Here is a 21,187-nt window from a genome sequence, read left to right as displayed (position 1 = left end):
TCGCAACCGGCGGGGTTTTTTGCTAGGTTCTGGCCATGCTGCGAAACCTTCAGAACCTCATCGAACGCCAGATCAGAAGGGCGCAGGCCGAAGGCCAGCTTGAGGGGCTCGAAGGCGAAGGGGCGCCGCTGCCCGACAGATCCTCCGAGGCGCTGAGCGATCCTGCCCTGACCGCCGGTCACAGGATCATGGCGCAGGCCGGAGTTCTGCCTGAAGATTTTGAAATCAAAAAGAAACTGGGCGCGGCCCGCACACACTATGTCAGCCTGACGGATCCCGAAGAGCGCAAGGCGGCCATGTCGCGCCTTGCCGATCTGGAAATGCGCTACAACATGGCCCGCGACGCCCGGCGGGCGTTCATGCGCTGAGTTCAACACCTGCCCCAAAGCCCTCTCCCCTCGGGGGAGAGGGTTGGGTGAGGGGCAAGCGCAACTGCGATCGAGACCCCGAAGCCTATTTGAACTCCGGCTTGCGTCCCTGCATCTGCGCAGCGATGACCTCCACCTGGTCTGGCTTGCCGATCAGTTGCACCTGCTCGCGCGATTCCGCCAGCAGCACCTCTTGCCGCCCCGCGCTTTCAGCCAGGTCGATCAGACGCTTGGCAGCGCGGATGGCGGACGGGCTCTTGTGCACAATCTCTTCAGCCAGCGCAATCGCCTCGGCCAGCGGATCGTCCGCCAGTTGCGTCACCAGCCCCCATTCCGCCGCCTGCGCCGCCCCAATGGGACGGGCGGTGTAGGTCAGCAGGCGCAGCACGTCCGAGCGGACCAATTCAGGCAGCAGCACCATGCCGCCCATATCCGGGATGATGCCCCATTTCATCTCCATCACCGCCAGCTTGCTGTCGGGATGGGCGATGCGGATATCCGCGCCCAGCGCGATCTGCAGACCGCCGCCATAGGCCACCCCCTGTATCGCGCAGATGACCGGCACCGGCACCCGGCGCCAGACCATGGCCAGTTCCTGCATCTCGTTGGCATCGCCATGGCTGCGCGTCATCAGCCACTCGGTCGGGTCCATATGCGCCATGCTGGCAAAGCTCGCCATGTCGAGCCCAGCGCAGAAGCTCTTGCCCTCACCCGATAACACCACCGCCCGCGCGTCCGAGGCCGCAACCTCCTGCCCCGCCGCGATGATCGCCTTGACCATCGCGTCATCCAGCGCGTTCATCTTGTCGCCCCGGGTCAGGGTGACATGGGCAATGTGGTCCTTGTACTCGACAGATACGCGCGCCATCTGGGCCTCCTGTTTCGCAGTCGGTTTCAGTCTGCCCGGAACAAGCCACCGGTGCCATCGGAACGTCGGGGCAGATCAGGGCATGGCCGCAACCGGCATCCGCCCAAACCACGGCGAATCGAGCGTCATCACGTAGAACTGGTCGCCCACGATCTTGCCACCGGTGGTGATCCCCAACCGCCCATCCGGGTCCTGCAACGTGCGCAGGATACGGCCCTGCCCGTCGAACTGCATGATCATGCCGCGATGGATCGGCGCCGGGCGCACCATCGGACCCAGCCGCCAGATCACCTTGCGCAGGAACGGGAACGGCATCAGCGCCTCGGACGGCACGCGGGGGCTGGCGAAGGCCAGCCAATAAGTGCCGTCGCCCTGCGCTTCGAGGTTGTCCGGATAGCCCGGCAGGTTGTCGAGGAACACTGCGCGTTGCCCCGCTTTCTCGCCCGTAAGCCACAGCCGGTGCACCCGCGCGCGTCCGGTTTCGGCGATCAGCAGAAAACTCTCATCCGGCGACAGCGCCACGCCGTTGGTATAGACAAAGCCCTCGGTCAGCTTTTCAACCGATCCATCCGGGTTACGGCGGGCAACATAACCGGTATCGGACTGCTCCCAGATGGTCAGAATCGAGGTCGGTTTGGTCCCGCCCATGGTTTCCGGATCGAACCGATCCGAGGAGTTCGAAAAATAGACGCTGCCATCGCGCCCAACGTCCAGCTGATTGGCATAGATCACCGGAGCGCCGCCGATCTCGGACACAAGACTTTCCAGCGTGCCCGGCCCGGTCCAGCGCATCGGCCCGCGATAACTGTCCGCGATATAGAGCGCCCCGTCCGGCCCGGCCCTGAGGCCCAGCGGGCGACCGCCCAACCGGTCCACCTCGACCGGCCGATCCCCGTCGATGCGGTAGAGATTGCCGGACAGGCTGGTGGTGTAGATCGTGCCATCGGGCATCACCGCCAGATCCTCGGGGCCGATCTCTTCGTTCGGGAGGCTGATGAGTTCGGCAGCATCCAGTGCATTGTTCTCGGCGAAATCGCCGGTAAAGCCCGGCGGCTCGGGCGGGTCATAAGCCACGGGCTGAACCGGCACCGGCCAGAACAGCAGATAGCCGAAACCGGCCAGCAATAGAACGAACAGAATGCGCATGGTGCCTCCGCGTGGGGTTTCAAGCGCAGCCTGCGGTTGAACGGGGCGGGACGCAAGCCTTGCGGCACGTCAATTCATAGGCTTATCTGCGGCCATGTCCGATCCGCGTTACACCCCGCTTGCCCAATCCCTGCCCGCCACCGTGCCCTTTGTCGGCCCCGAGACGCAGGAGCGTCAGCGCGGCGCGCCGTTTGACGCCCGGCTGGGCGCGAATGAGAGCGTGTTCGGCCCCTCCCCCCGCGCTATCGAGGCGATGCAGCGGGCAGCGGGCGAGATCTGGATGTATGGCGATCCGGAAAACCACGATCTGCGCCATGCGCTTGCCGCGCATCATGGGGTACAGCCGGAGAATATTATCGTCGGCGAGGGGATAGACGGCTTGCTCGGCTATCTGGTGCGGCTGCTCGTGGGGCCCGGCGATGCGGTGGTGACCTCGGACGGCGCCTATCCGACCTTCAACTACCATGTGGCTGGCTATGGCGGCGTGCTGCACAAGGTGCCTTACACTGGCGACCACGAGGACCCGGCAGCGCTGTTTGCGAAGGCGGCGGAGGTGGACGCGAAGCTGGTCTATCTCGCCAACCCGGATAACCCGATGGGCAGCTGGCACAGCGGCGCCGAGATCGTGGCGGCGATGGAGGCCCTGCCCGAGGGCGCGCTGCTGGTGCTTGACGAGGCCTATGTGGAATGTGCGCCTGAAGCAACGGCTGCTCCGGTCAGCGCCGACGATCCCCGCGTGATCCGCATGCGCACGTTCTCCAAGGTCTATGGCATGGCAGGCGCGCGTGTGGGCTATGGCATCGGCGCACCGGGGCTGATTTCGGCCTTCAACAAGGTGCGCAACCATTTCGGGATGAACCGCGCGGCGCAGGCGGGCGCTCTGGCGGCGCTGCATGACAACGAGTGGCTGGCCCATGTTCAGTCCGAAATCGCAGGCGCCCGCGACCGGATCGCCGACATCGCGCGGCAGAACGGGCTGGAGCCGCTGCCCTCGGCCACCAATTTCATGGCCATCGACTGCGGGCAGGACGGAGGTTTTGCCAAGGCGGTTCTGGATGCGTTGGTGAGCATGGGCATCTTTGTTCGCATGCCCTTTGCTGCCCCCCAGAACCGCTGCATCCGGGTGAGCTGCGGCCGTAGGGCGGACCTCGACGCCTTTGCCGAGGCGCTGCCCAGGGCTCTAGCGGCCGCCCGCACCTGATCGCGGCAGATTTACCTGACAATCCGGCATCTTGCGGTAAGATGGGACTCTGCAAACATGTCAGGAGGCCACAATGCGCGACCGCAAGATCGCACCGGCACCGGACTATACCCGCGCAGCGCTGACGATGTTGGGCGTGAACCTGCTCTGGATCTTTTTCGTGGTCTGGATGATTTGGGGATTTGCCGCCACGTTGGTGCTGGCCGTGATGATCGACTACGGCATCACCTGGTTGGCTGCGCGGCTGGATTGAGGACGGTCACCGCGAAAACGACAGAAACAGCGCCAGCCGGACGGAGGGCGTGACGGCTCCGCTTAAGCAGGCTCACTGCCTCACCGGGCAATCACTGCCGCCGCTGCCTCGAGCGCGCCCTTGCCGTGCGGGATGTCCAAAGCGGTCAGACCGGCCTCGACCCCGCCTAAAAGGCCCAGCACCATGTGGCCGTTCAGATGCCCCATATGGCCCAGCCGGAAATAGGCATCGCGGTTGGGATCGTCCGGCGCGGCCATGCCCAGCCCGATCCCCAGCGTCAGTCCAAGATGCGCGTCGGTCCATTCCCGCAGGGCCGTGCCCTTGCGGCTCTCCAGCCGCAGCGCGGTCACGGCATGGCTGCGATAGCTCCGATCCGCCACGTTCAGACACAGATCGCCCGTCTCGCCCCAGACCTCGCACGCGGCCCAGATCGCCTCGGCCAGTTGCTGATGTCGGGCCCAGATGTTTTCCACGCCCTCCGTGTGGATCATATCGAGCGCCGCCCGCAGGCCATAGAGGTGGTGGGTCGGGGCTGTACCGCCGAAATACTGGTAGAAATCGTCGGGGTGGGCGCGCGGCGCCCAGTCCCAATAGTGCGACACCCGTGGCATCGCCGCCCGTTTCGCTGCAGCCTTGTCGTTAAAGAAAACAAAGCTCACCCCGGGCGGCACCATCAGCCCCTTCTGACTGCCGGTGACCGTCACGTCAACGCCCCACGCATCCATCTCGAACCGTTCACAGCCGAGCGAGGCGATGCAATCGGCCATCAGCAGCGCCGGGTGGTCTAGTTCATCCAGCAGCGCCCGCAAGGCGGGGATGTCGTTGCGCACCGAGCTTGAGGTGTCTGTGTGCACCGCCAGTACCGCCTTGAACCGGTGCCCGGTATCGGCGCGAAGGGCCTGGGCGATGCGGTCCATGTCCCAAGGCGCGGATTTGCCGAAATCTATCAGCTCGGCCTCAGCGCCAATCCCACGCGCCATCTCGGCCCAGCCATGGGCGAACCGGCCCGAGGCCGGAACCAGCACCGTCTCACTCGGTGCGATCACATTGGCCAGCGCCGCCTCCCACGCGCCGTGGCCGTTGGCGATGTAAATCGCCACCTGATGCTGCGTCCGCGCCACCCGTTTCAGATCGGCGGTCAGCCCCGGCATCATCTCGACCAGCTCACCGGCATAGATGTTCGGTGCGGCGCGGTGCATGGCCTGCAGTACCGCATCCGGCATCACCGAAGGCCCCGGAATGGCAAGATAACCGCGCCCATGCGCCAGAGTTGGAGACCGTGTCATGAATTCCGTCCGTCAAACATATCCGCTCAACCTAGCGGCAGTGCAGATGGCGTCAATCCGCCTTGACCGCCACTCCGAAAGCCGGTGGTCAGCGTATACGTTCGGCTGCGCGCTACGCTGTGCCCGCCAGCGCTGCACGCCCGGTCGGCGGCGTCATAAGCTCAGGCACCGCCAGCGAAAAACACCCCGAAGCTTGCACCAACCCCCTGACCTGCTTAAATGGGCCGGCCATGACATATGATCTGTCCCTTCTCCCCCACATGAAAGCTGCCCTATGAGCACCAAACCCAAATCCTCAGCCGAGTTGATGGGCTGGCTCTGGCGCAACTATCTGCGCATGCGGATGGGATTGCTGGCGATCGCACTCTTGTTCATGGTGATCGAAGGCTCGATGGTCGGCGCAATCAGCTACATGATGCAGCCGATGTTCGACGAGATCTTCGTCAACGGGAACTCTTCTGCGCTCGGCTGGGTGAGTGTTGCCTTCTTTGTCATCTTCTCAGTCCGCGGTCTGGCGGGCGTCTGTCAGAAGGTGTTGTTGTCACGGATTTCGCAAGAGACGCAGGCGCATCTGCGCATGGACCTGCTGGGGCGTCTGATCCGGCAGGATACTTCGTTCCACCAGACCCACCCGCCCGGCTTTCTGATCCAGCGGGTACAGTCGGATGTGGGGGCGGTGAACCATGTCTGGCAGGTGATCATAACCGGGGCGGGCAAGGATCTTGTCTCGCTCGTCGTGTTGATCGGTGTCGCGGTGAATGTGGACTGGGTCTGGACCGCGATCATGCTGGTCGGCGTGCCGCTGATGTTCCTGCCCATCGGTGCGGCACAGCGGTATGTGCGCAAGAAGGCCGCCATAGCCCGCGATCTGGGGGCCACGCTGGCGACCCGGCTGGACGAGATTTTTCACGGCATCGTGCCGATCAAGCTGAACAATCTGGAGAAGTACCAAGCGGATCGATTCAAAGGCCACGTGGATGGATTTGTCCGATCCGAGGTGCGCGCCTCGTTCGGGACAGCATCGATCACTGGGCTGATCGATGTGATGGCAGGCCTGGGCTTCATGGGTGTGCTGCTCTATGGCGGCGCCGAGATAATTGCGGGGGAAAAGACCGTCGGCCAGTTCATGAGCTTTTTCACCGCCATCGGCCTGGCCTTCGACCCGATGCGGCGGCTGGCCTCAGTGTCGGGCACCTGGCAGGTGGCCGCGGCGGCGATGGAGCGGATCAAGGAGCTTTTGGATGCCCCCATCCTGCTGCAATCGCCAGAAAAACCTGTTTCGGCACCCGATGGCCTGCCGAGTATCCATCTACGCGACGTCCGGCTGGACTATGGCGATGCTCAGGTTCTGCGGGGCCTGACGCTGACCGCCGCGCCGGGCCAGACCACGGCGCTGGTGGGTGCCTCGGGGGCGGGGAAGTCGACGATCTTCAACCTTCTGACCCGGCTGGTCGACCCGCAGGAGGGCAGTGTCGAGGTCAATGGCGTGGCCGTGCGAGACATGGCCCTTCCCGATCTGCGCAACCTGTTCTCGGTGGTCACGCAGGAGGCGCTGCTGTTTGACGAAACCCTGCGCGAAAACATCCTGCTGGGCCGAAGCGATGTCTCGGATGCTGAGCTGCAAAAGGTGCTTGAGGCCGCGCATGTCTCGGATTTTTTGCTCAAGCTCGAAAACGGGCTCGATACGCTGGTCGGCCCGCGCGGCTCGGCCCTGTCGGGCGGTCAGCGGCAGCGGGTGGTGATTGCCCGCGCGCTGCTGCGCGATACGCCGATCCTGTTGCTGGATGAGGCCACGTCAGCGCTGGACGCCCAGTCCGAGAAGGTGGTGCAGGCGGCGCTGGACCGGCTCTCGGGCGGGCGCACGACGATCGTGATCGCGCACCGGCTGTCGACCATTCGCAACGCGGACAAGATCGTTGTGATGGATCGCGGACAGGTCGTGGACGAAGGCACCCATGACGAGCTGCTGTCGCGTGGTGGGATCTATTCCGATCTCTACCGGCTGCAATTCCAGGATGGGCTGACCGTTGTGGACCCGCAGGGCATGGCCGCACTGGCACCACAGCCGATCCAGACGGAAACTCAGCAGCAAGGATGGCTGCGGCGGGTCGTGACCCGGATGATCGGGAACAAATCCGCTTAGGCGCGAGACCTCGTGAGCCCAACAGAGGGCCGCGCCCTCCCTCGGGTGGGCGCCACAACGTACAAAATAAGCAGTTTATCTCAAAAGTCCCGACGACGTCCGATCTGCGCACAACGTTGCCAGTGCGCCCTCCCAAAGGGGAGGGAGGGCGCGGCCCGGCGGCACTACGTGCCTTGATTCCGGACCACGAGAAGAGCGATGAGCGGAACCCCGCGGCGCTCACCGCGCCAGTGTTGCAGCCTCGCGCGCCAGCGCTTCGATTCCGGCCCAATCGCCGGACTGCACCTTGTCCTTTGGCGCCACCCAGCTGCCTCCGGCGCAGACGACATTCAGCAGCGACAGGTAGTCTTGTGCGTTGGCTGGGGACACACCGCCGGTGGGGCAGAACGAAATCTGCGGCAGGGGCGCACCGATAGCCTTGAGGGCAGGAGCACCGCCCGAAGCCTCGGCAGGGAAGAACTTGAGCATGTCATAGCCGCGTGCCAGCAGCTGCATCGCCTCGCTGGCGGTGGCGGCACCGGGAAGAAGTGGCAGGTCTTCGGCTTCGCAGGCCGCGATCAACGCATCGGTCGCACCTGGAGACACACCGAACTGCGCTCCGGCTTCCTTGGCCGCTCGCACGTCGTCGGGCGTAACCAGCGTGCCCGCGCCTACAACCCCGCCCGGCACCTCGGCCATGGCGCGGATCGCATCCAATGCCGCCGGAGTTCGCAGGGTCACCTCAAGCGCGGGCAGACCGCCGGCCACCAGCGCTTCGGCCAGCGGGCGGGCCTGTGCGGCGTCCTCGATCACCAGTACCGGAACGATCGGGGCCAGCCCGCAGATGTCGCGCGCCCGCGCGGAATTCGATGTCATGTCTCAGCCTCCAAACACGCTTGCGCCGGCATCGGCCGATCCAACGGCCGCCCGGAATGTGGCGAAAAGCTCGCGCCCGACGCCATAGTGATTGCCCGACAGATCGGCCTGCGCTGGCACACTGTCCAGCACGCCGTCGGTCAGGATCTCGAGATCACCGTTCACCGCATCCACCCGCACCAGATCGCCGTCCCGCAGATAGGCGATCGGGCCGCCGTCCAGCGCTTCGGGGCAGACATGGATCGCGGCGGGCACCTTGCCTGACGCGCCCGACATGCGCCCGTCAGTGACCAGCGCCACCTTCTGCCCCTTGCCCTGCAGGATCGACAGGATGGGGGTCAGCGAGTGCAGCTCGGGCATGCCATTGGCCTTGGGACCCTGGAAGCGGACCACCACGATCACATCGCCAGTCAGCTCGCCCGCCTTGAACGCGGCCTTGACCTCATCCTGATCGTGGAACACGCGTACCGGCGCCTCCACCTGCCGATGCTCGGGCGCCACCGCCGAGACCTTCATCACCGCCGTGCCCAGCGATCCGGTCAGGCGCGACAGCCCTCCGGTCGGCTGGAACGGGTCCGAGGCCGGACGCAGGATCTTGTCGTTGAGGCTGTGGCCTGCGCCATCTTCCCAGACCAGCGCGCCATCCTTGATCTTGGGTTCCTGCGTGTAGTGGGCCAGCCCCTGCCCCGCCACCGTTTGGGTGTCGGGATGCAAAAGCCCCTCCTCCAGCAACGTGGCGATGGAGTAGCCGAGGCCGCCTGCGGCGTGGAAATGGTTCACATCTGCCAGCCCGTTGGGATAGACCCGCGCGACCAGAGGCACCACGGCGGAGACCTCGGAAAAGTCCTGCCAGTCCAGCACGATCCCCCCCGCCCGCGCCATCGCGATCAGGTGGATCAGCAGGTTGGTGGAGCCACCGGTGGCCATCAGCCCGACAATACCGTTCACAAAGGCCTTTTCGTCGAGCACATCGCAAACCGGCGTATAATGATTGCCCAGCGCGCTGAGCGACAGGGCGCGGCGGGCGCCCTCTTCGGTCAGCGCGTCGCGCAGGGGCGTGTTCGGGGTCACAAAGCTCGAGCCCGGCAGGTGCAGGCCCATGAACTCCATCAGCATTTGGTTGGTGTTGGCGGTGCCATAGAAGGTGCAGGTGCCGGGGCCATGATAGGCGGCCATCTCGGCGGCCATCAGTTCCGGGCGCCCGCATTCCCCTGCGGCGAATTGCTGGCGGACCTTGGCCTTTTCGTCATTGGCCAGCCCGCTGGTCATCGGTCCGGCGGGCAGGAAGACGGTCGGCAGATGCCCGAAGACCTGCGCGGCGATCACCAGACCCGGCACGATCTTGTCACAGACGCCCAGAAAGACGGCGGCGTCAAAGGTGTTGTGGCTGAGCGCCACGCCTGCGGCCATCGCGATCACGTCGCGCGAGAAGAGCGACAGCTCCATCCCCGCCGCACCCTGCGTGACTCCGTCACACATTGCGGGAACCCCGCCCGCCACCTGCGCCGTGCCTCCCGCGGCGCGGGCCGCCTGACGGATCAGTTCTGGGTAGCGTTCGAACGGTTGGTGGGCCGAGAGCATGTCGTTGTAGCTGGTCACGATGCCCAAATGCCCGGCGCTGCCGATGGCCAGCTTTTCCTGATCGGGCCCAGCCCCGGCATAGGCATGCGCCTGCCCGCTGCAGGACAGATGCGCCCGTGCCGGGCCCGCGGAACGGGCCTGTGCCATCCGCTCAAGATACGCGCCGCGCTCTGCCGCGCTGCGCTCGATAATGCGTTCAGTGACGTCAACAAGTACCTGATGAACCATCTCAACCCCCAATCTGGCGCCAGCGCCGCCCGTCGCGATGCATTAGCATCAGTGCATCCTCGGGTCCGGAACTGCCCGGGTCATAAGGCGCGGGCCGGTCGCGGCCGCCTTCCCAGCCCTGAATGATCGGATCGACCCAGGCCCATGCGGCCTCGGCCTCGTCCCCGCGCATGAAGAGCGTCTGGTCGCCGCGGATCACGTCCATCACCAGCCGCTCATAGGCATCCTGCGGCCGCACATCGGCGCCCAGCGCCTCGGCAAAGCTCATGTCCAGCGATACGTCCGCCAGACGGAAACCGCCCGGCCCCGGGTCCTTGATCGTGGTGCGCAGGGTGATCCCCTCATCCGGTTGCAGGCGGATCACCAACACGTTGCCGCGCAGATGCCCCACATTGGGAAAGATAGTGTGCGGCGGGTCGCGGAACACCACGGCGATCTCGGATTCGCGGGCGCGCAGCCGTTTCCCCGTGCGCAAGTAGAACGGCACCCCGGCCCAGCGCCAGTTGCCGACATGGACCTTGAGCGCAATGTAGCTCTCGGTGCGGCTGTTCGGATCGCCGACGTGATCGAGATAGCCGTCTTCGCCGTTCTGGGGCTTGTATTGCCCGCGTGCGATGTCTTGTTGCTCCACCGGTTCCAGCGCCTCGATCACCTTGACCTTTTCGTCGCGAACCGAGTTGGGCGTGAATTTCGAGGGTGGCTCCATCGCGGTCAGGCACAGAAGCTGCACAAGGTGGTTCTGGATCATGTCCCGCATGGCGCCGGACTGGTCGTAATAGGCGCCGCGCCCGTCCACGCCGATGCTTTCGGCTACGGTGATCTGCACGTGATCGACATGGGTGGCGTTCCACAGCGGCTCGAACAGCGAGTTGGCAAAGCGCAGCGCCATAAGGTTCTGGACCGTTTCCTTGCCCAGATAATGGTCGATCCGGTAGATCTGATGCTCTTCGAAACAGGCGCGCAGCCCGGCGTTCAGCGCCTTGGCCGTGGCCAGATCGCGGCCAAAGGGCTTTTCGACCACGATGCGGCTTTCGGGTGTGGCAAGACCGTGGTCATGCAGGCGCTGTGCGATGCCGGAGAACAGGGACGGCCCGACCGACAGGTAGAAGGCGCGCACCGCGTCGGGGCGCAGCTTTTTCTTCAACTCCGGCCAGCCCGCATCGCCGAGCGCATCGACCGGGATATATTCCACGCAGTCAAGGAAGCGGGCCAGAATGTCCGTTTTGTACTCGGGCGCGAACTGCTTTATGCCGTCTTGTACAACGGCCCGGAACGCCGCATCGTCCATATCGGACCGGGCGGTGCCGATGATCCGGGCGTCTTCGGGCATCTGCCCCACCTCGAACCGGTGGTAGAGCCCGGGCAGAATCTTGCGTTGGGCCAGATCCCCTGTCGCGCCGAACAGTACGAGATCGAACGGATCCACCGGAATCACGCGTGAGACCATGGCGGGGCTCCTCTTGGGCTCGGGTCCCGGTCAGGCTTACACCTGCCCGGGCGCGGAGTTGCTACGCTCAAATGTTATCGCTAACATTTATCTGGCGCCCTACATAAACGACTTGGCCGAAAACGCAAGTGTGCTGCTGAATGCTGCGCCGCGGCAAGCGTCAGGTCTGGTTGCGCAGCCACTCCATGACCGCCGGGCGCACGCTTTGCTCGCCCCGGTGACGGGCGTCCGAGATGATCTTACGGATCTCGCCCAGATCCGAGCGCAACAGCAGGCTTTTGACCGGACCGATGGAGGCAGGCCGCATCGACAGGGTGCGCATCCCCATGGCGGCCAGACACAAAGCCTCGACCGGGCGCCCGGCATCCTCGCCGCAGAAGCTGAGCGGGGTGCCGGAGATACTGCAACGCTCGACGATCCGTTCGATGAAGGTCAGGAAGCTGACATTCAGCGTGTCATAACGGCGGCGCACCAGCTCGTTTTCGCGGTCGGCGGCAAAGAAGAATTGTTTCAGGTCATTGCCGCCCACCGAGATGAACCCCACCTCGTCAAAGAATTTCTGCGGGGCAAAGGCCAGCGACGGCGTTTCCAGCATCGCGCCCACGTCCAGCGTTTCCGGCAACGCGTGACCCAGACGCTTTTCCCGGGCGATGGTCTTGTCGACCTCGAAGCGGGCGGCGTGGAATTCCTCGGCCTGCGCCACGAAGGGGAACATGATGGTCAGCGGGCGGCCATTGGCGGCGCGGATCAGCGCCTGCAATTGCATCCGCATCACGCCGCGCTTGTCCAGACCGACCCGGATCGCGCGCCAGCCCAGCGCCGGGTTCGGCTCGGCCACGTGTTTCATGTAGGGCAGCACCTTGTCCGAGCCGATATCCAGGGTGCGAAACACCACGCGTTTGCCCTTGGCCGCATCCAGCACCCGCGCATATTGCGCCACCAGCTCCTGCCGTTTCGGCATCTGGTTGCGGATCAGGAATTGCAGCTCGGTCCGGAACAGGCCAACTCCTTCGGCACCCGAGCTTTCCAGCGACGGCAAATCCGCCATCAGGCCCGCATTCATCACCAGATTGATGCGGTGACCGTCCCGCGTTTCGGTCAGGGTTTCGCGGATCGAGGCGTAGCGTTCCTGCGCCTTGGCCTGCATCGCCATCTTGTCGCGAAAGGCGCCGACAACGGTGTCCTCGGGCCGCAGATGCACCACGCCCTGATCGCCATCGACAAGGATATGATCGCCGTTCAGCGCCTCGGTGGTGATCCGCCCGGTATGGACCACCAGCGGGATCGCCAGCGCACGGGCGACGATGGTGGCATGCGAGCCGACCGAACCTTCCTCGAGCACGATCCCCTTGAGCGCCCGGCCATATTCCAGCAGATCGCCGGGGCCGATATTGCGCGCGACAAGAATGGGATCGGGCGGCAGTTCGGCGCCGATATTGTTGCCCTGCCCGGTCAGGATGCGCAGCAGCCGGTTGCTGAGATCGTCCAGATCCGCCAGCCGTTCGCGCAGATAGGGGTCCGAGACCTGGCTCATCCGAGCGCGCGCCTGCGACTGTTCCTTCTCAACCGCCGCCTCGGCGCTCAGCCCGCGGGAGATGTCCTCTTCCATGCGCCGCATCCAGCCGCGGGAGTTGGCGAACATCCGGTAGGCTTCAAGGACTTGCAGCTGTTCCTTGTCGCCGTCCTGGGACATTTCCAGCATCTTGTCGACGCCGACGCGCAGTTCCTCGACCGCCTCGCTCAGCCGCTCCAATTCGGTGTGCGGGTCTTCGGCGATGGGGTTGGTGACGACCACGCGGGGCTCGTGCAGCCAGACATGGCCCTCGGCCGACCCTTCCTGCGCCGGGCCGCCGGTCAGCACCACCGACTGCTGGTGCAGGGGCGACAGGGCCGCGCCCTCGCCCACAAAGGCACCCAGCTCAGCCATCTCTGCCAGCACCATCGCGACCACTTCCAGCGCATAGACCTCATCAGCGGAAAACTCGCGCGCCTCGCGCGACTGCACCACCAGCACGCCCAGCTTTTCACCCAGCCGCTGGATCGGAATGCCGAGAAACGAGGAATAGCGCTCTTCCCCGGTCTCGGGCATGTAGCGGAAGCCCTTGGCCGAGGGCGCGTCGGGCGTGTTGATCACCTTGCTGTACATGGCGACGCGGCCCACCAGCCCCTCGCCCATGCGCATCCGGGTCTTATGCACCGACTCGGGCGCCAGCCCTTCGGTGGCGCACAGTTCCAGCGTCTCGCTGTCGCGGAACAGGTAGATCGAGCACACTTCGGAGGCCATGCTGTCCGCGATCAGATGCGTGATGCGGTCCAGCCGTTCCTGACCAGCGGCCTCGCTGGCCATTTCCTCGCGCAGCCGCCGCAGCAGCTTGCGGGATTCCGATTCGGTTCCATCCGCCATGGGACCTATAGCCTTTGGGTGTCAGGCGGGCCCGAGATGGGGATGATCAGGCCGCCTTGTCCAGTTCAAACGCATCATGCAGCGCCTGAACGGCAAGTTCCATGTATTTCCGGTCCACAAGAACGGAAATCTTTATCTCGGAGGTTGTAATGACCTTGATGTTGATCCCCTCATCCGAGAGTACCTTGAACATCTTGGCCGCCACACCGGATTGCGAGCGCATGCCGATACCAACCACCGAGACCTTGCAGACATCGTTGTCGGCGACCAGTTCGGCATAGTTCAGTTCACCCGCTGCCTTGATGTCCAGCAGCGCCTTTTCCGCCCGCGCCACCTGTTCGGTGGGGCAGGAAAAGGTCATGTCGGTGCGGCCCTCGTCCGAGATGTTCTGCACGATCATGTCCACGTTCACGCCCGCATCGCTGAGCGTGGTAAAGATGGTGGCGGCGATGCCGGGGCGGTCGGCCACCGACAGAACTGTCATCTTGGCCTCATCCCGGGAATAGGCCACACCGGAGACTACATTGGATTCCATGATTTCCTCCTCGTCGACGACCAGCGTGCCGGCCTCGTCGGATTGTTCCTCGAAGCTTGAGAGAACGCGCAGTTTCACCTTGTAGCGCATCGCCAGCTCGACCGAGCGGGTTTGCAGCACCTTGGCCCCCAGCGAGGCCAGTTCGAGCATTTCCTCGAACGAGATCTTGTCCAGCTTGCGCGCCTTTTCGCAGATGCGCGGGTCGGTGGTGTAGACCCCGTCCACGTCCGTGTAGATATCGCAGCGCTCGGCACCGAAGGCGGCGGCAAAAGCGACGGCGGTGGTGTCCGAGCCGCCCCGGCCCAGCGTCGTGATGCGGCCTTCGGGGCTGATGCCCTGGAAGCCTGCCACCACGGCGACGCGCATGCCTTCGCCGAATTTCTGGTTGATGTTTTCGGTCGGGATCTCTTCGATCCGGGCCGCGGAATGGGCGCCATTGGTGATCAGCGGCACCTGCCAGCCCTGCCAGCTGCGGGCGGGGATATCCATTTCCTGCAGGGTCAGGGACATCAGCCCGGCGGTCACGTTTTCACCCGACGAGACAACCGCATCGTATTCGCGCGCGTCGTAGAGCGGCGAGATTTCGTCGACCCAGCCGACCAGCTCATTGGTCTTGCCCGACATGGCCGAGACGATGACGATCACGTCATAGCCCTTGGCCACTTCCACGCCGATGCGTTTCGCCACACGGCGAATGCGGTCGAGATTGGCGACCGAGGTGCCGCCGAATTTCATCACGAGTACGGGCATGGGTCCGAGTGTCTCCGCGCCTGGGAATTCCGGTCCCGTGCCTCATATGCGAGGGGGGCCGTAAGGGCAAGTGGCCAAAGGAGCCGCGCCGCCCGATGGGCGGCTTTACATTGTCCGGCGCCGGTGCCAGCGTGTGCGCGTCCTTTCAAATCAAGAGGTTCCGCATGTATCGTCTGATTCCCGCCCTTGCCCTGATCTCAACCCAGGCCGTGGCCCAGGCTCCGACGGTATCGGGAACGGACGGGCAGAATGTGCTTGGCACCGTGCCCTGCACCGCGCTGGCAGGCGATCCCGTGGGTGACTGCCCTGCCGAGCTGCGCCGCAAGGATGACGGGTCTGCCACGCTGGCGGTACAATTGAAGACCGGCGAGGTGCGGCGCATCTATTTCGAGGGTGGAGAGGCCACGTCATCCAGCTCGACGTCCAAGATGACCACCGAGATCCGGGGCGACATGCTAATCATCTTCATCGACCCCGGCGAGGTTTATGAAATCCCCAAGGCGGCGGTTGCCACTCAGTAAGGGTGCGTGCGGCCGTCCCAGGTCTCAAAGCAGCCGGTGGTGTCGAGGGAGAGCGTATCGAAGCGTTGGCTCAGCCCGTCCACGGCCTCATCCACGGTGATTTCGGCACCGCTGCCGCCCATGTCGGTCTTGACCCAGCCCGGATGATAGATGCCGACCGCGACCCCGTCGGGCCGCAGATCTACCGCCAGGTTCCGGCCCAGATTGAGCGAGGCGGCCTTGGACGCGCGGTAGATGTAGCTGCCGCCCGGCGCGCGGGTGTGCGAGGCCATCTGCGATGAGAGAATGGCGATCTTGCCCTGCGCGGCCTTCAGATTGGGCAGCAGCGCCTGCACGGTCAGAAACACACCGGTGACATTGGCGGCAAAGGTCTGGGCCCACATCTCGGCCGGATAGCCGTCCATGCCCTGCGTCTTGTCCAGATAGACACCCGCGTTGCAGACCAGCAAATCAACAGGTTTTCCGGCGAGCACCTTCGCCATATCGCTGTGCTGCGCGGGGTCGGTCACATCCAGCGGGATGGCTTCGCTGCCATCGCGGGCGGTGCCGGTCACCTCACAACCGGCAGCGCGATAGTGTTCCGCCAGGGCCCGGCCTATGCCGCGATTGGCCCCGGTGACAACCACGTGCATGGTCAGTTGGTCTTTCGGTTCGGCAGGAACGGCAGCGGCGCCACCGGTACGCCCTCTTCGATCAGGGCCTTGGCCTCATCCATCTTGGCCTCGCCGTAGATCGCGCGATCCGGCGCCTCGCCCAGATGGATCTTGCGGGCCTCGGTGGCGAAATCCTTGCCCACATAGTCGGAATTTTCTTCAACCTTGCGGCGCAACTCGGCCACTGCCTGCTCGGCGGCGGATGCAGGGGCGGTCAGGGGACGTTCCTCGCATGGCCGTTGCTCACCCTGTGCCTCACTCCGGGCCGGTCGCACCCGAGGCGTCATGACCGCCTTTTCAACATCGGTTCCGCCGCATACCGCACAGGACACAAGACCGGCGGCGGACAGCTTTTCGTAAGCCTCCGCCGACTGGAACCAGCTGTCAAAACTGTGGCCTTCGCTGCATTTAAGGGCGTATTGAATCATGGTCCGCTCAATGTGACAGGTCCATGAATAGATATCCAGTGACCCGACAAGATCAAGCCTTGTTCCGCATCTAGTGAAGCACCCGGGGGTGAAAGCTGCGCAGAATCCGCGACAATTCGGGCTCATCCACACGCATTGATGCTTTGTTGGGCGAAAACCACTTGCGCCGGCGCTGGCCGCTTTCGGGAAACTCGCGTGCAAGGCGGCGCACGAGCACCGGGTAGACCTGCACCATGATCGGCACATCCCCCTTGCTGGCGCGCATCTTTGTATAGACGAACTGCCCCAGACAACGCGGCTGAAAGGTGCCGACCACACCGGCCTCTTCCCAGGCTTCGCGGGCGGCGGTCCCGGCCCCGCCGAGCTGTTCCATGGGCCAGCCCTTGGGAACCACCCAGCGCCCCGTCCCGCGCGAGGTCACCAGCAAAATCTGGGGTTTGCGGTCATCTATGCGATAGCACAATGCGCCGTATTGGATGAGGGGTGGCGCCTTTCCGATCCCCTTGTGCATTCCGGCCGACGGTTTGGAACCCATGTCCACCTCCTGCACTCAAGATAGGCCATGTGCCGCAAAATGACAGGTCCGAACAAAGCCATACCGCAAGATATAGTGGCATTCGGGGAACACATGCGCCAAGGGCGCCCGCCGGTTCAGGGCAGTTTCGCATCCATCCGCCGGGCCAGTTGCCCGACCAGTTTCTCGTGCGGGATATCGGCGTCAATGGCCAGTCTGCGCAGGCCGAAATGCACCCGCGCCACCTGCTGATAATAGCGGGTATAGACATAGTTCGTCCCGCCTCCGGCGACCGCGCCCAGCACCGGCACCGCCTGCGCCGCCAGCTTCTGACCCAGGGCGGTTGCCAGGCGCGGGGCCACCTGGGCGATCAGGCGCTGCATCGCGCCGCCGGTCAGGGTCAACCGGACCGAGAAAAAGCCCAGATCGGCGCCGTCATCCTCGGCCAGAGGCCCGGCAGCGGAGAGCACGCGGATACAATCGAATTTCACGTTCTCGGCTGCGGGATCGAACCCTTCTTCCGCCGCCGCGCCCTGAATGGCGCGCAGCAGCATCGTCGTGGTGATCGGAAGCTCGACCAGCGAGGTGTGCAGCCCGCCAAAACCGCCAACTGCGCCCATCGCGGTCGTCGCCGCGGTGTTCACCCAGGGTTTCTGGTCGGGCACCGCCCGGCGCGACACATCCGCCGTGCGCATCGCGATCCACAGCGCCTGCTCGGTTGCCCCGGTCAGCCCGTCGCGCACCTGTGGCGGCAACTGATCCAGCAGGGATTCGGCCTTGCCGCCCAACCGGTTCAGCAGCCGCACACCTGCCCCGCCAGCCGCACGGTACTGCGCCGCCAGCCGGTCCAGCTCAGCCTCCGGATCCACCTGCTCTACCAGAACGATGTCTTGCATGGGGCTCCTCCTTGCATGAAAAGATCGGTACGCCCCGCGCCGGTTTCAATGGGTTAACGGTCAGGAAGCATTGATCCTAGCGGTCCCACCGGGTCACTGCACCGCACACGCGGTCCCATGCGCCGGGTGCCAATTCCATCCCCAGAACCCGCTCGGGGTTGGTCGGCGGCGGCATCTCGACACCGTCCAGACGGGCAAAGCCGAACCGTGCGTAGTAGGGCGCATCCCCCACCAGTATGACCCGCTGCCAGCCTCTGGTCCGGCCCGCCTCCAGCCCCTCGCGGATCAGGAAACCGCCCAGACCTTCGCCCTGATGGGTCGGGTGCACGGCCACGGGGCCCAAAAGCAGCGCGTCGGCGGCGCCGACATGGACCGGCCAGAAGCGGATGGCACCGGCCAGAATGCCCTCACCATCGCGCACCACCATCGACAGGCCCGCAACCGGCGGCACCTCGTCGCGCAGACGGTACGAGGACAGCGCTTCGCGCCCCGGCGCAAAGCACAGGTCGTAGAGGGCCTCGACCTCCCACCAATCGTCCGGTTCCTCCGGCCTGATCCCGAACCGCTGCACCCCTGCCCTCTTTTCATATGTGGCAATCGCCCTAGCACTTCGTTACGCCTTGGGCAAACGCTTGGAGACCGGAATGTTCTACCGCCCCGAAGACGGCCACGGCCTGCCACACAACCCGTTCAACGCGATCATCACGCCGCGGCCCATCGGCTGGATCTCGACCCGTGATGCAGACGGGGTCAACAACCTGGCGCCGTATTCCTTTTTCAATGGCGTCGCCTATACGCCGCCCCAGGTGATGTTTGCCTCGACCGGGGCCAAGCCCGATCAGAACGGCACCAAGGACAGCATGGCCAATATCGAGGCGACCGGCGTGTTCTGCGTCAATATCGTGGAATACGGCCAGCGCGATGCAATGAACGCCAGCTCGGCGACGCTGCCCAAGGGAACGGACGAGTTCGCCCATGCGGGCCTGACGCCCATCCAGTGCGAAACCATCCCCTGCGCCCGGATCGACGGCGCCCCGGCGGCGCTGGAATGCAGGCTGACACAGATCGTGACCCTGCCGGGCGAGGCCAACCGGGTGATGTTCGGAGAGGTCATCGGCATCCACCTGCGCGACGATTGCCTGCGCGACGGACGGTTCGACGTAACCACGTTTCAGCCTTTGGCGCGGCTGGGGTATCGCGACTACTCGGTGGTGACCGATCTGTTCTCACTCAAACGTCCAGACGACTGATGCATCGCGCATAGGGGGCTCTGCCCCCATCGCCGTTGGCGATTCCCCCGGGATATTTTCAAACAGAAGAAGGATTGCGCGCGCGCCTGCTTCTTCTGTTCATAAATATCCCGGAGCGCGAGGCAGAGCCTCGCAAAAAACAATCGAGCGTGCGCCGAATGGCGCACTCATTTTGGTAGCGGTTCAGTGCCCGCCCAGAATGCCGGTGCGGACCGAATAGTCCACCGCGAGCCCGTAATCCGGGTCGTCGTCGCTGTCGACCATAAGGTGGCCGGCCTTGTTCAGCAGCTTGTGGCAGTCCCGGCTCAGATGCCGCAGCATCACGCGCTTGCCCGCTGCCTCGTATTTCGCGGCAACGTTCTCGATGGCCTGCAAGGCGGATTGGTCCACCACGCGGCTCTCGGCGAAATCCACGATCACCGTTTCGGGGTCGGCCTCAACCTCGAACAGTTCCACGAACCCGTCCGACGAGCCAAAGAACAGCGGTCCCTGAATTTCGTACACCTTCGCCCCCTTTTCCGTCTCCGAGGCGCGGGTCACGGCATGGATGCGCTTGGCGTTGTTCCAGGCATAGGCCAGCGCCGAGACGATCACGCCGACGACCACGGCAACGGCGAGGTCTTCCATCACGGTCACGACGGTCACCAGCACGATGACAAAAGCGTCCATCAGCGGCACCTTGCGCATGATGTTGAACGAGTTCCATGCAAAGGTTCCGATCACCACCATGAACATCACGCCGACCAGGGCCGCCAGCGGGATCTGCTCGATCAGCGGTGCGGCGAACAGGATGAAGATCAGCAGGAACAGCGCCGCCGCGATCCCGGCCACACGGGTGCGGCCGCCGGATTTCACGTTGATCATCGACTGGCCGATCATCGCGCAGCCGCCCATGCCGCCGAAGAAGCCGGTGACGGTGTTGGCCACGCCCTGCGCGATACACTCCTGGCTGGCGCCGCCGCGCTTGCCGGTGATCTCACCCACAAGGTTGAGGGTCAGCAGCGATTCGATCAGGCCGATGGCGGCCAGAATGACCGAATAAGGCAGAATAATCTCGAAGGTCTCCCAGCTGAGCGGCACCATCGGGATATGGAGCGCAGGCAGCCCGCCCTCGATCGAGGCCAGATCGCCCACGCGCGGCACGTCCAGCCCCAGCCCGATCACCAGCGCCGCCACGACCACGATCCCGGCCAGCGGGGCGGGCACGATGCGGGTGACACGCGGCATCACCCAGATCACTGCCATGGTCAGCCCCACAAGCCCCAGCATGGTGTTTAGTTGCAGCCCCGACAGCCACTCGCCACCGCCCATGCCGTGCCCGGTGTTTTCCATCGACCCTGGCACCTTGAACTGCCCCAGCTGCGCCAGAAAGATCACGATGGCCAGACCATTGACAAAGCCCAGCATCACCGGATGTGGAACTAACCGGATGAACCGGCCCCAATGCATCGCGCCTGCGATGATCTGAATGATGCCCATCAGCACCACGGTCGCGAACAGGTATTCCACCCCGTGCTGAGCCACCAGCGCCACCATCACCACCGCCAGCGCGCCGGTCGCGCCCGAGATCATGCCGGGACGCCCGCCGATGAGCGCGGTGATCAGGCCCACCAGAAAGGCCGCGTAGAGCCCCACCAGCGGGTGCACCCCGGCAACAAAGGCAAAGGCCACCGCCTCGGGCACCAGCGCCAGCGCCACGGTCAGGCCGGACAGCAGCTCGATCCGCAGCCGCGAGAGTGTCAGCCCTTCGTCGGGCATCCAGCGCAGATCGGGAACGGCTAGGCGATTGGCAAAACTTGCCAGTATGGCTCGGGGCATGGATCGGTCCTGTCATGAGGATGTGTTCGCGCGATTGGGCTT

The 21,187-nt window shown here is 64.6% G+C and carries 20 protein-coding genes; 6 read left to right on the top strand and 14 right to left on the bottom strand.

Annotated features, from left to right (window positions below; genetic code table 11):
• Positions 1 to 35 precede the first annotated feature (35 nt).
• Positions 36 to 368 carry a DUF1992 domain-containing protein gene (locus tag GOX53_RS03400; protein WP_171173602.1) on the top strand — a complete coding sequence of 111 codons (333 nt, stop codon included), beginning with the start codon at positions 36 to 38 and terminating at the stop codon, positions 366 to 368.
• 85 nt (positions 369 to 453) lie between these two features.
• Here GOX53_RS03400 and GOX53_RS03395 read toward each other — a convergent pair whose 3' ends face one another.
• Both GOX53_RS03395 and GOX53_RS03390 read right to left on the bottom strand, forming a co-directional pair.
• The gene (locus tag GOX53_RS03395; protein ID WP_171173601.1) at positions 454 to 1,236 is read right to left on the bottom strand and encodes a crotonase/enoyl-CoA hydratase family protein; all 783 of its coding nucleotides are present in this window, start codon (positions 1,234 to 1,236) and stop codon (positions 454 to 456) included.
• 75 nt (positions 1,237 to 1,311) lie between these two features.
• A complete protein-coding gene (locus GOX53_RS03390) occupies positions 1,312 to 2,382 on the bottom strand; it encodes an SMP-30/gluconolactonase/LRE family protein (protein WP_171173600.1) in 1,071 nt (356 codons plus the stop codon).
• Positions 2,383 to 2,476: 94 nt separating this feature from the next.
• Here GOX53_RS03390 and GOX53_RS03385 point away from each other — a divergent pair, with 94 nt between their 5' ends.
• Together GOX53_RS03385 and GOX53_RS03380 are read left to right on the top strand one after the other, a co-directional pair.
• Positions 2,477 to 3,583, top strand: a complete 1,107-nt coding sequence (locus GOX53_RS03385; protein ID WP_171173599.1) for a pyridoxal phosphate-dependent aminotransferase — start codon at positions 2,477 to 2,479, stop codon at positions 3,581 to 3,583.
• A 73-nt stretch (positions 3,584 to 3,656) separates the two neighbouring features.
• Positions 3,657 to 3,836, top strand: a complete 180-nt coding sequence (locus GOX53_RS03380; RefSeq protein ID WP_171173598.1) for a hypothetical protein — start codon at positions 3,657 to 3,659, stop codon at positions 3,834 to 3,836.
• A gap of 80 nt (positions 3,837 to 3,916) precedes the next feature.
• Here the strand turns inward: GOX53_RS03380 and GOX53_RS03375 are convergent, their stop codons facing one another.
• On the bottom strand, positions 3,917 to 5,122 hold the full coding sequence (locus GOX53_RS03375) for an alanine--glyoxylate aminotransferase family protein (RefSeq protein WP_171173597.1): 1,206 nt from the start codon (positions 5,120 to 5,122) through the stop codon (positions 3,917 to 3,919).
• Between the two features lie 274 nt (positions 5,123 to 5,396).
• On the opposite strand from GOX53_RS03375, the gene GOX53_RS03370 reads away from it, so the two are divergent.
• Positions 5,397 to 7,265: an ABC transporter ATP-binding protein gene (locus GOX53_RS03370; RefSeq protein ID WP_171173596.1), complete on the top strand. Its 1,869-nt coding sequence runs from the start codon at positions 5,397 to 5,399 to the stop codon at positions 7,263 to 7,265.
• A 219-nt stretch (positions 7,266 to 7,484) separates the two neighbouring features.
• Here the strand turns inward: GOX53_RS03370 and GOX53_RS03365 are convergent, their stop codons facing one another.
• From GOX53_RS03365 to GOX53_RS03345, 5 genes are all read right to left on the bottom strand, one after another.
• Positions 7,485 to 8,120, bottom strand: a complete 636-nt coding sequence (locus tag GOX53_RS03365) for a bifunctional 4-hydroxy-2-oxoglutarate aldolase/2-dehydro-3-deoxy-phosphogluconate aldolase (RefSeq protein ID WP_171173595.1) — start codon at positions 8,118 to 8,120, stop codon at positions 7,485 to 7,487.
• 3 nt (positions 8,121 to 8,123) lie between these two features.
• Positions 8,124 to 9,929, bottom strand: coding sequence for a phosphogluconate dehydratase (gene edd / locus GOX53_RS03360; protein ID WP_171173594.1), 1,806 nt, complete (start codon positions 9,927 to 9,929; stop codon positions 8,124 to 8,126).
• A gap of 1 nt (position 9,930) precedes the next feature.
• Positions 9,931 to 11,376 carry a glucose-6-phosphate dehydrogenase gene (gene zwf, locus GOX53_RS03355; RefSeq protein WP_171173593.1) on the bottom strand — a complete coding sequence of 482 codons (1,446 nt, stop codon included), beginning with the start codon at positions 11,374 to 11,376 and terminating at the stop codon, positions 9,931 to 9,933.
• Between the two features lie 160 nt (positions 11,377 to 11,536).
• Positions 11,537 to 13,780 carry a phosphoenolpyruvate--protein phosphotransferase gene (gene ptsP / locus GOX53_RS03350; protein WP_171173592.1) on the bottom strand — a complete coding sequence of 748 codons (2,244 nt, stop codon included), beginning with the start codon at positions 13,778 to 13,780 and terminating at the stop codon, positions 11,537 to 11,539.
• A 46-nt stretch (positions 13,781 to 13,826) separates the two neighbouring features.
• Positions 13,827 to 15,065, bottom strand: a complete 1,239-nt coding sequence (locus GOX53_RS03345) for an aspartate kinase (protein ID WP_171173591.1) — start codon at positions 15,063 to 15,065, stop codon at positions 13,827 to 13,829.
• Between the two features lie 164 nt (positions 15,066 to 15,229).
• Here GOX53_RS03345 and GOX53_RS03340 point away from each other — a divergent pair, with 164 nt between their 5' ends.
• Positions 15,230 to 15,586 carry a hypothetical protein gene (locus GOX53_RS03340; RefSeq protein ID WP_171173590.1) on the top strand — a complete coding sequence of 119 codons (357 nt, stop codon included), beginning with the start codon at positions 15,230 to 15,232 and terminating at the stop codon, positions 15,584 to 15,586.
• Here the strand turns inward: GOX53_RS03340 and GOX53_RS03335 are convergent.
• The 5 genes from GOX53_RS03335 to GOX53_RS03315 form a co-directional block, all read right to left on the bottom strand.
• Entirely contained in the window at positions 15,580 to 16,218 is a 639-nt protein-coding gene (locus GOX53_RS03335) for an SDR family oxidoreductase (RefSeq protein WP_171173589.1), read from the bottom strand. The genes GOX53_RS03340 and GOX53_RS03335 overlap by 7 nt on opposite strands.
• A gap of 2 nt (positions 16,219 to 16,220) precedes the next feature.
• Positions 16,221 to 16,667, bottom strand: coding sequence for a DUF1178 family protein (locus GOX53_RS03330; RefSeq protein WP_171173588.1), 447 nt, complete (start codon positions 16,665 to 16,667; stop codon positions 16,221 to 16,223).
• A gap of 70 nt (positions 16,668 to 16,737) precedes the next feature.
• A complete protein-coding gene (locus GOX53_RS03325; protein WP_254446446.1) occupies positions 16,738 to 17,202 on the bottom strand; it encodes an NUDIX hydrolase in 465 nt (154 codons plus the stop codon).
• 116 nt (positions 17,203 to 17,318) lie between these two features.
• The gene (locus tag GOX53_RS03320; RefSeq protein WP_171173587.1) at positions 17,319 to 18,077 is read right to left on the bottom strand and encodes an EcsC family protein; all 759 of its coding nucleotides are present in this window, start codon (positions 18,075 to 18,077) and stop codon (positions 17,319 to 17,321) included.
• Between the two features lie 76 nt (positions 18,078 to 18,153).
• Entirely contained in the window at positions 18,154 to 18,648 is a 495-nt protein-coding gene (locus GOX53_RS03315; protein ID WP_171173586.1) for a GNAT family N-acetyltransferase, read from the bottom strand.
• Between the two features lie 73 nt (positions 18,649 to 18,721).
• On the opposite strand from GOX53_RS03315, the gene GOX53_RS03310 reads away from it, so the two are divergent.
• Complete coding sequence (locus GOX53_RS03310) at positions 18,722 to 19,327, top strand: flavin reductase family protein (protein WP_171173585.1); 606 nt, start codon at positions 18,722 to 18,724, stop codon at positions 19,325 to 19,327.
• A gap of 183 nt (positions 19,328 to 19,510) precedes the next feature.
• Here GOX53_RS03310 and GOX53_RS03305 read toward each other — a convergent pair whose 3' ends face one another.
• Positions 19,511 to 21,145, bottom strand: coding sequence for a SulP family inorganic anion transporter (locus GOX53_RS03305; protein WP_171173584.1), 1,635 nt, complete (start codon positions 21,143 to 21,145; stop codon positions 19,511 to 19,513).
• Between the last annotated feature and the right edge of the window lie 42 nt (positions 21,146 to 21,187).

The sequence above is a fragment of the Ruegeria sp. HKCCD8929 genome (assembly GCF_013031405.1).
Taxonomy (GTDB): domain Bacteria; phylum Pseudomonadota; class Alphaproteobacteria; order Rhodobacterales; family Rhodobacteraceae; genus Ruegeria.
Note: the sequence above shows the minus strand (reverse complement) of the source record. Positions and strands in the feature narration are given on the sequence as shown.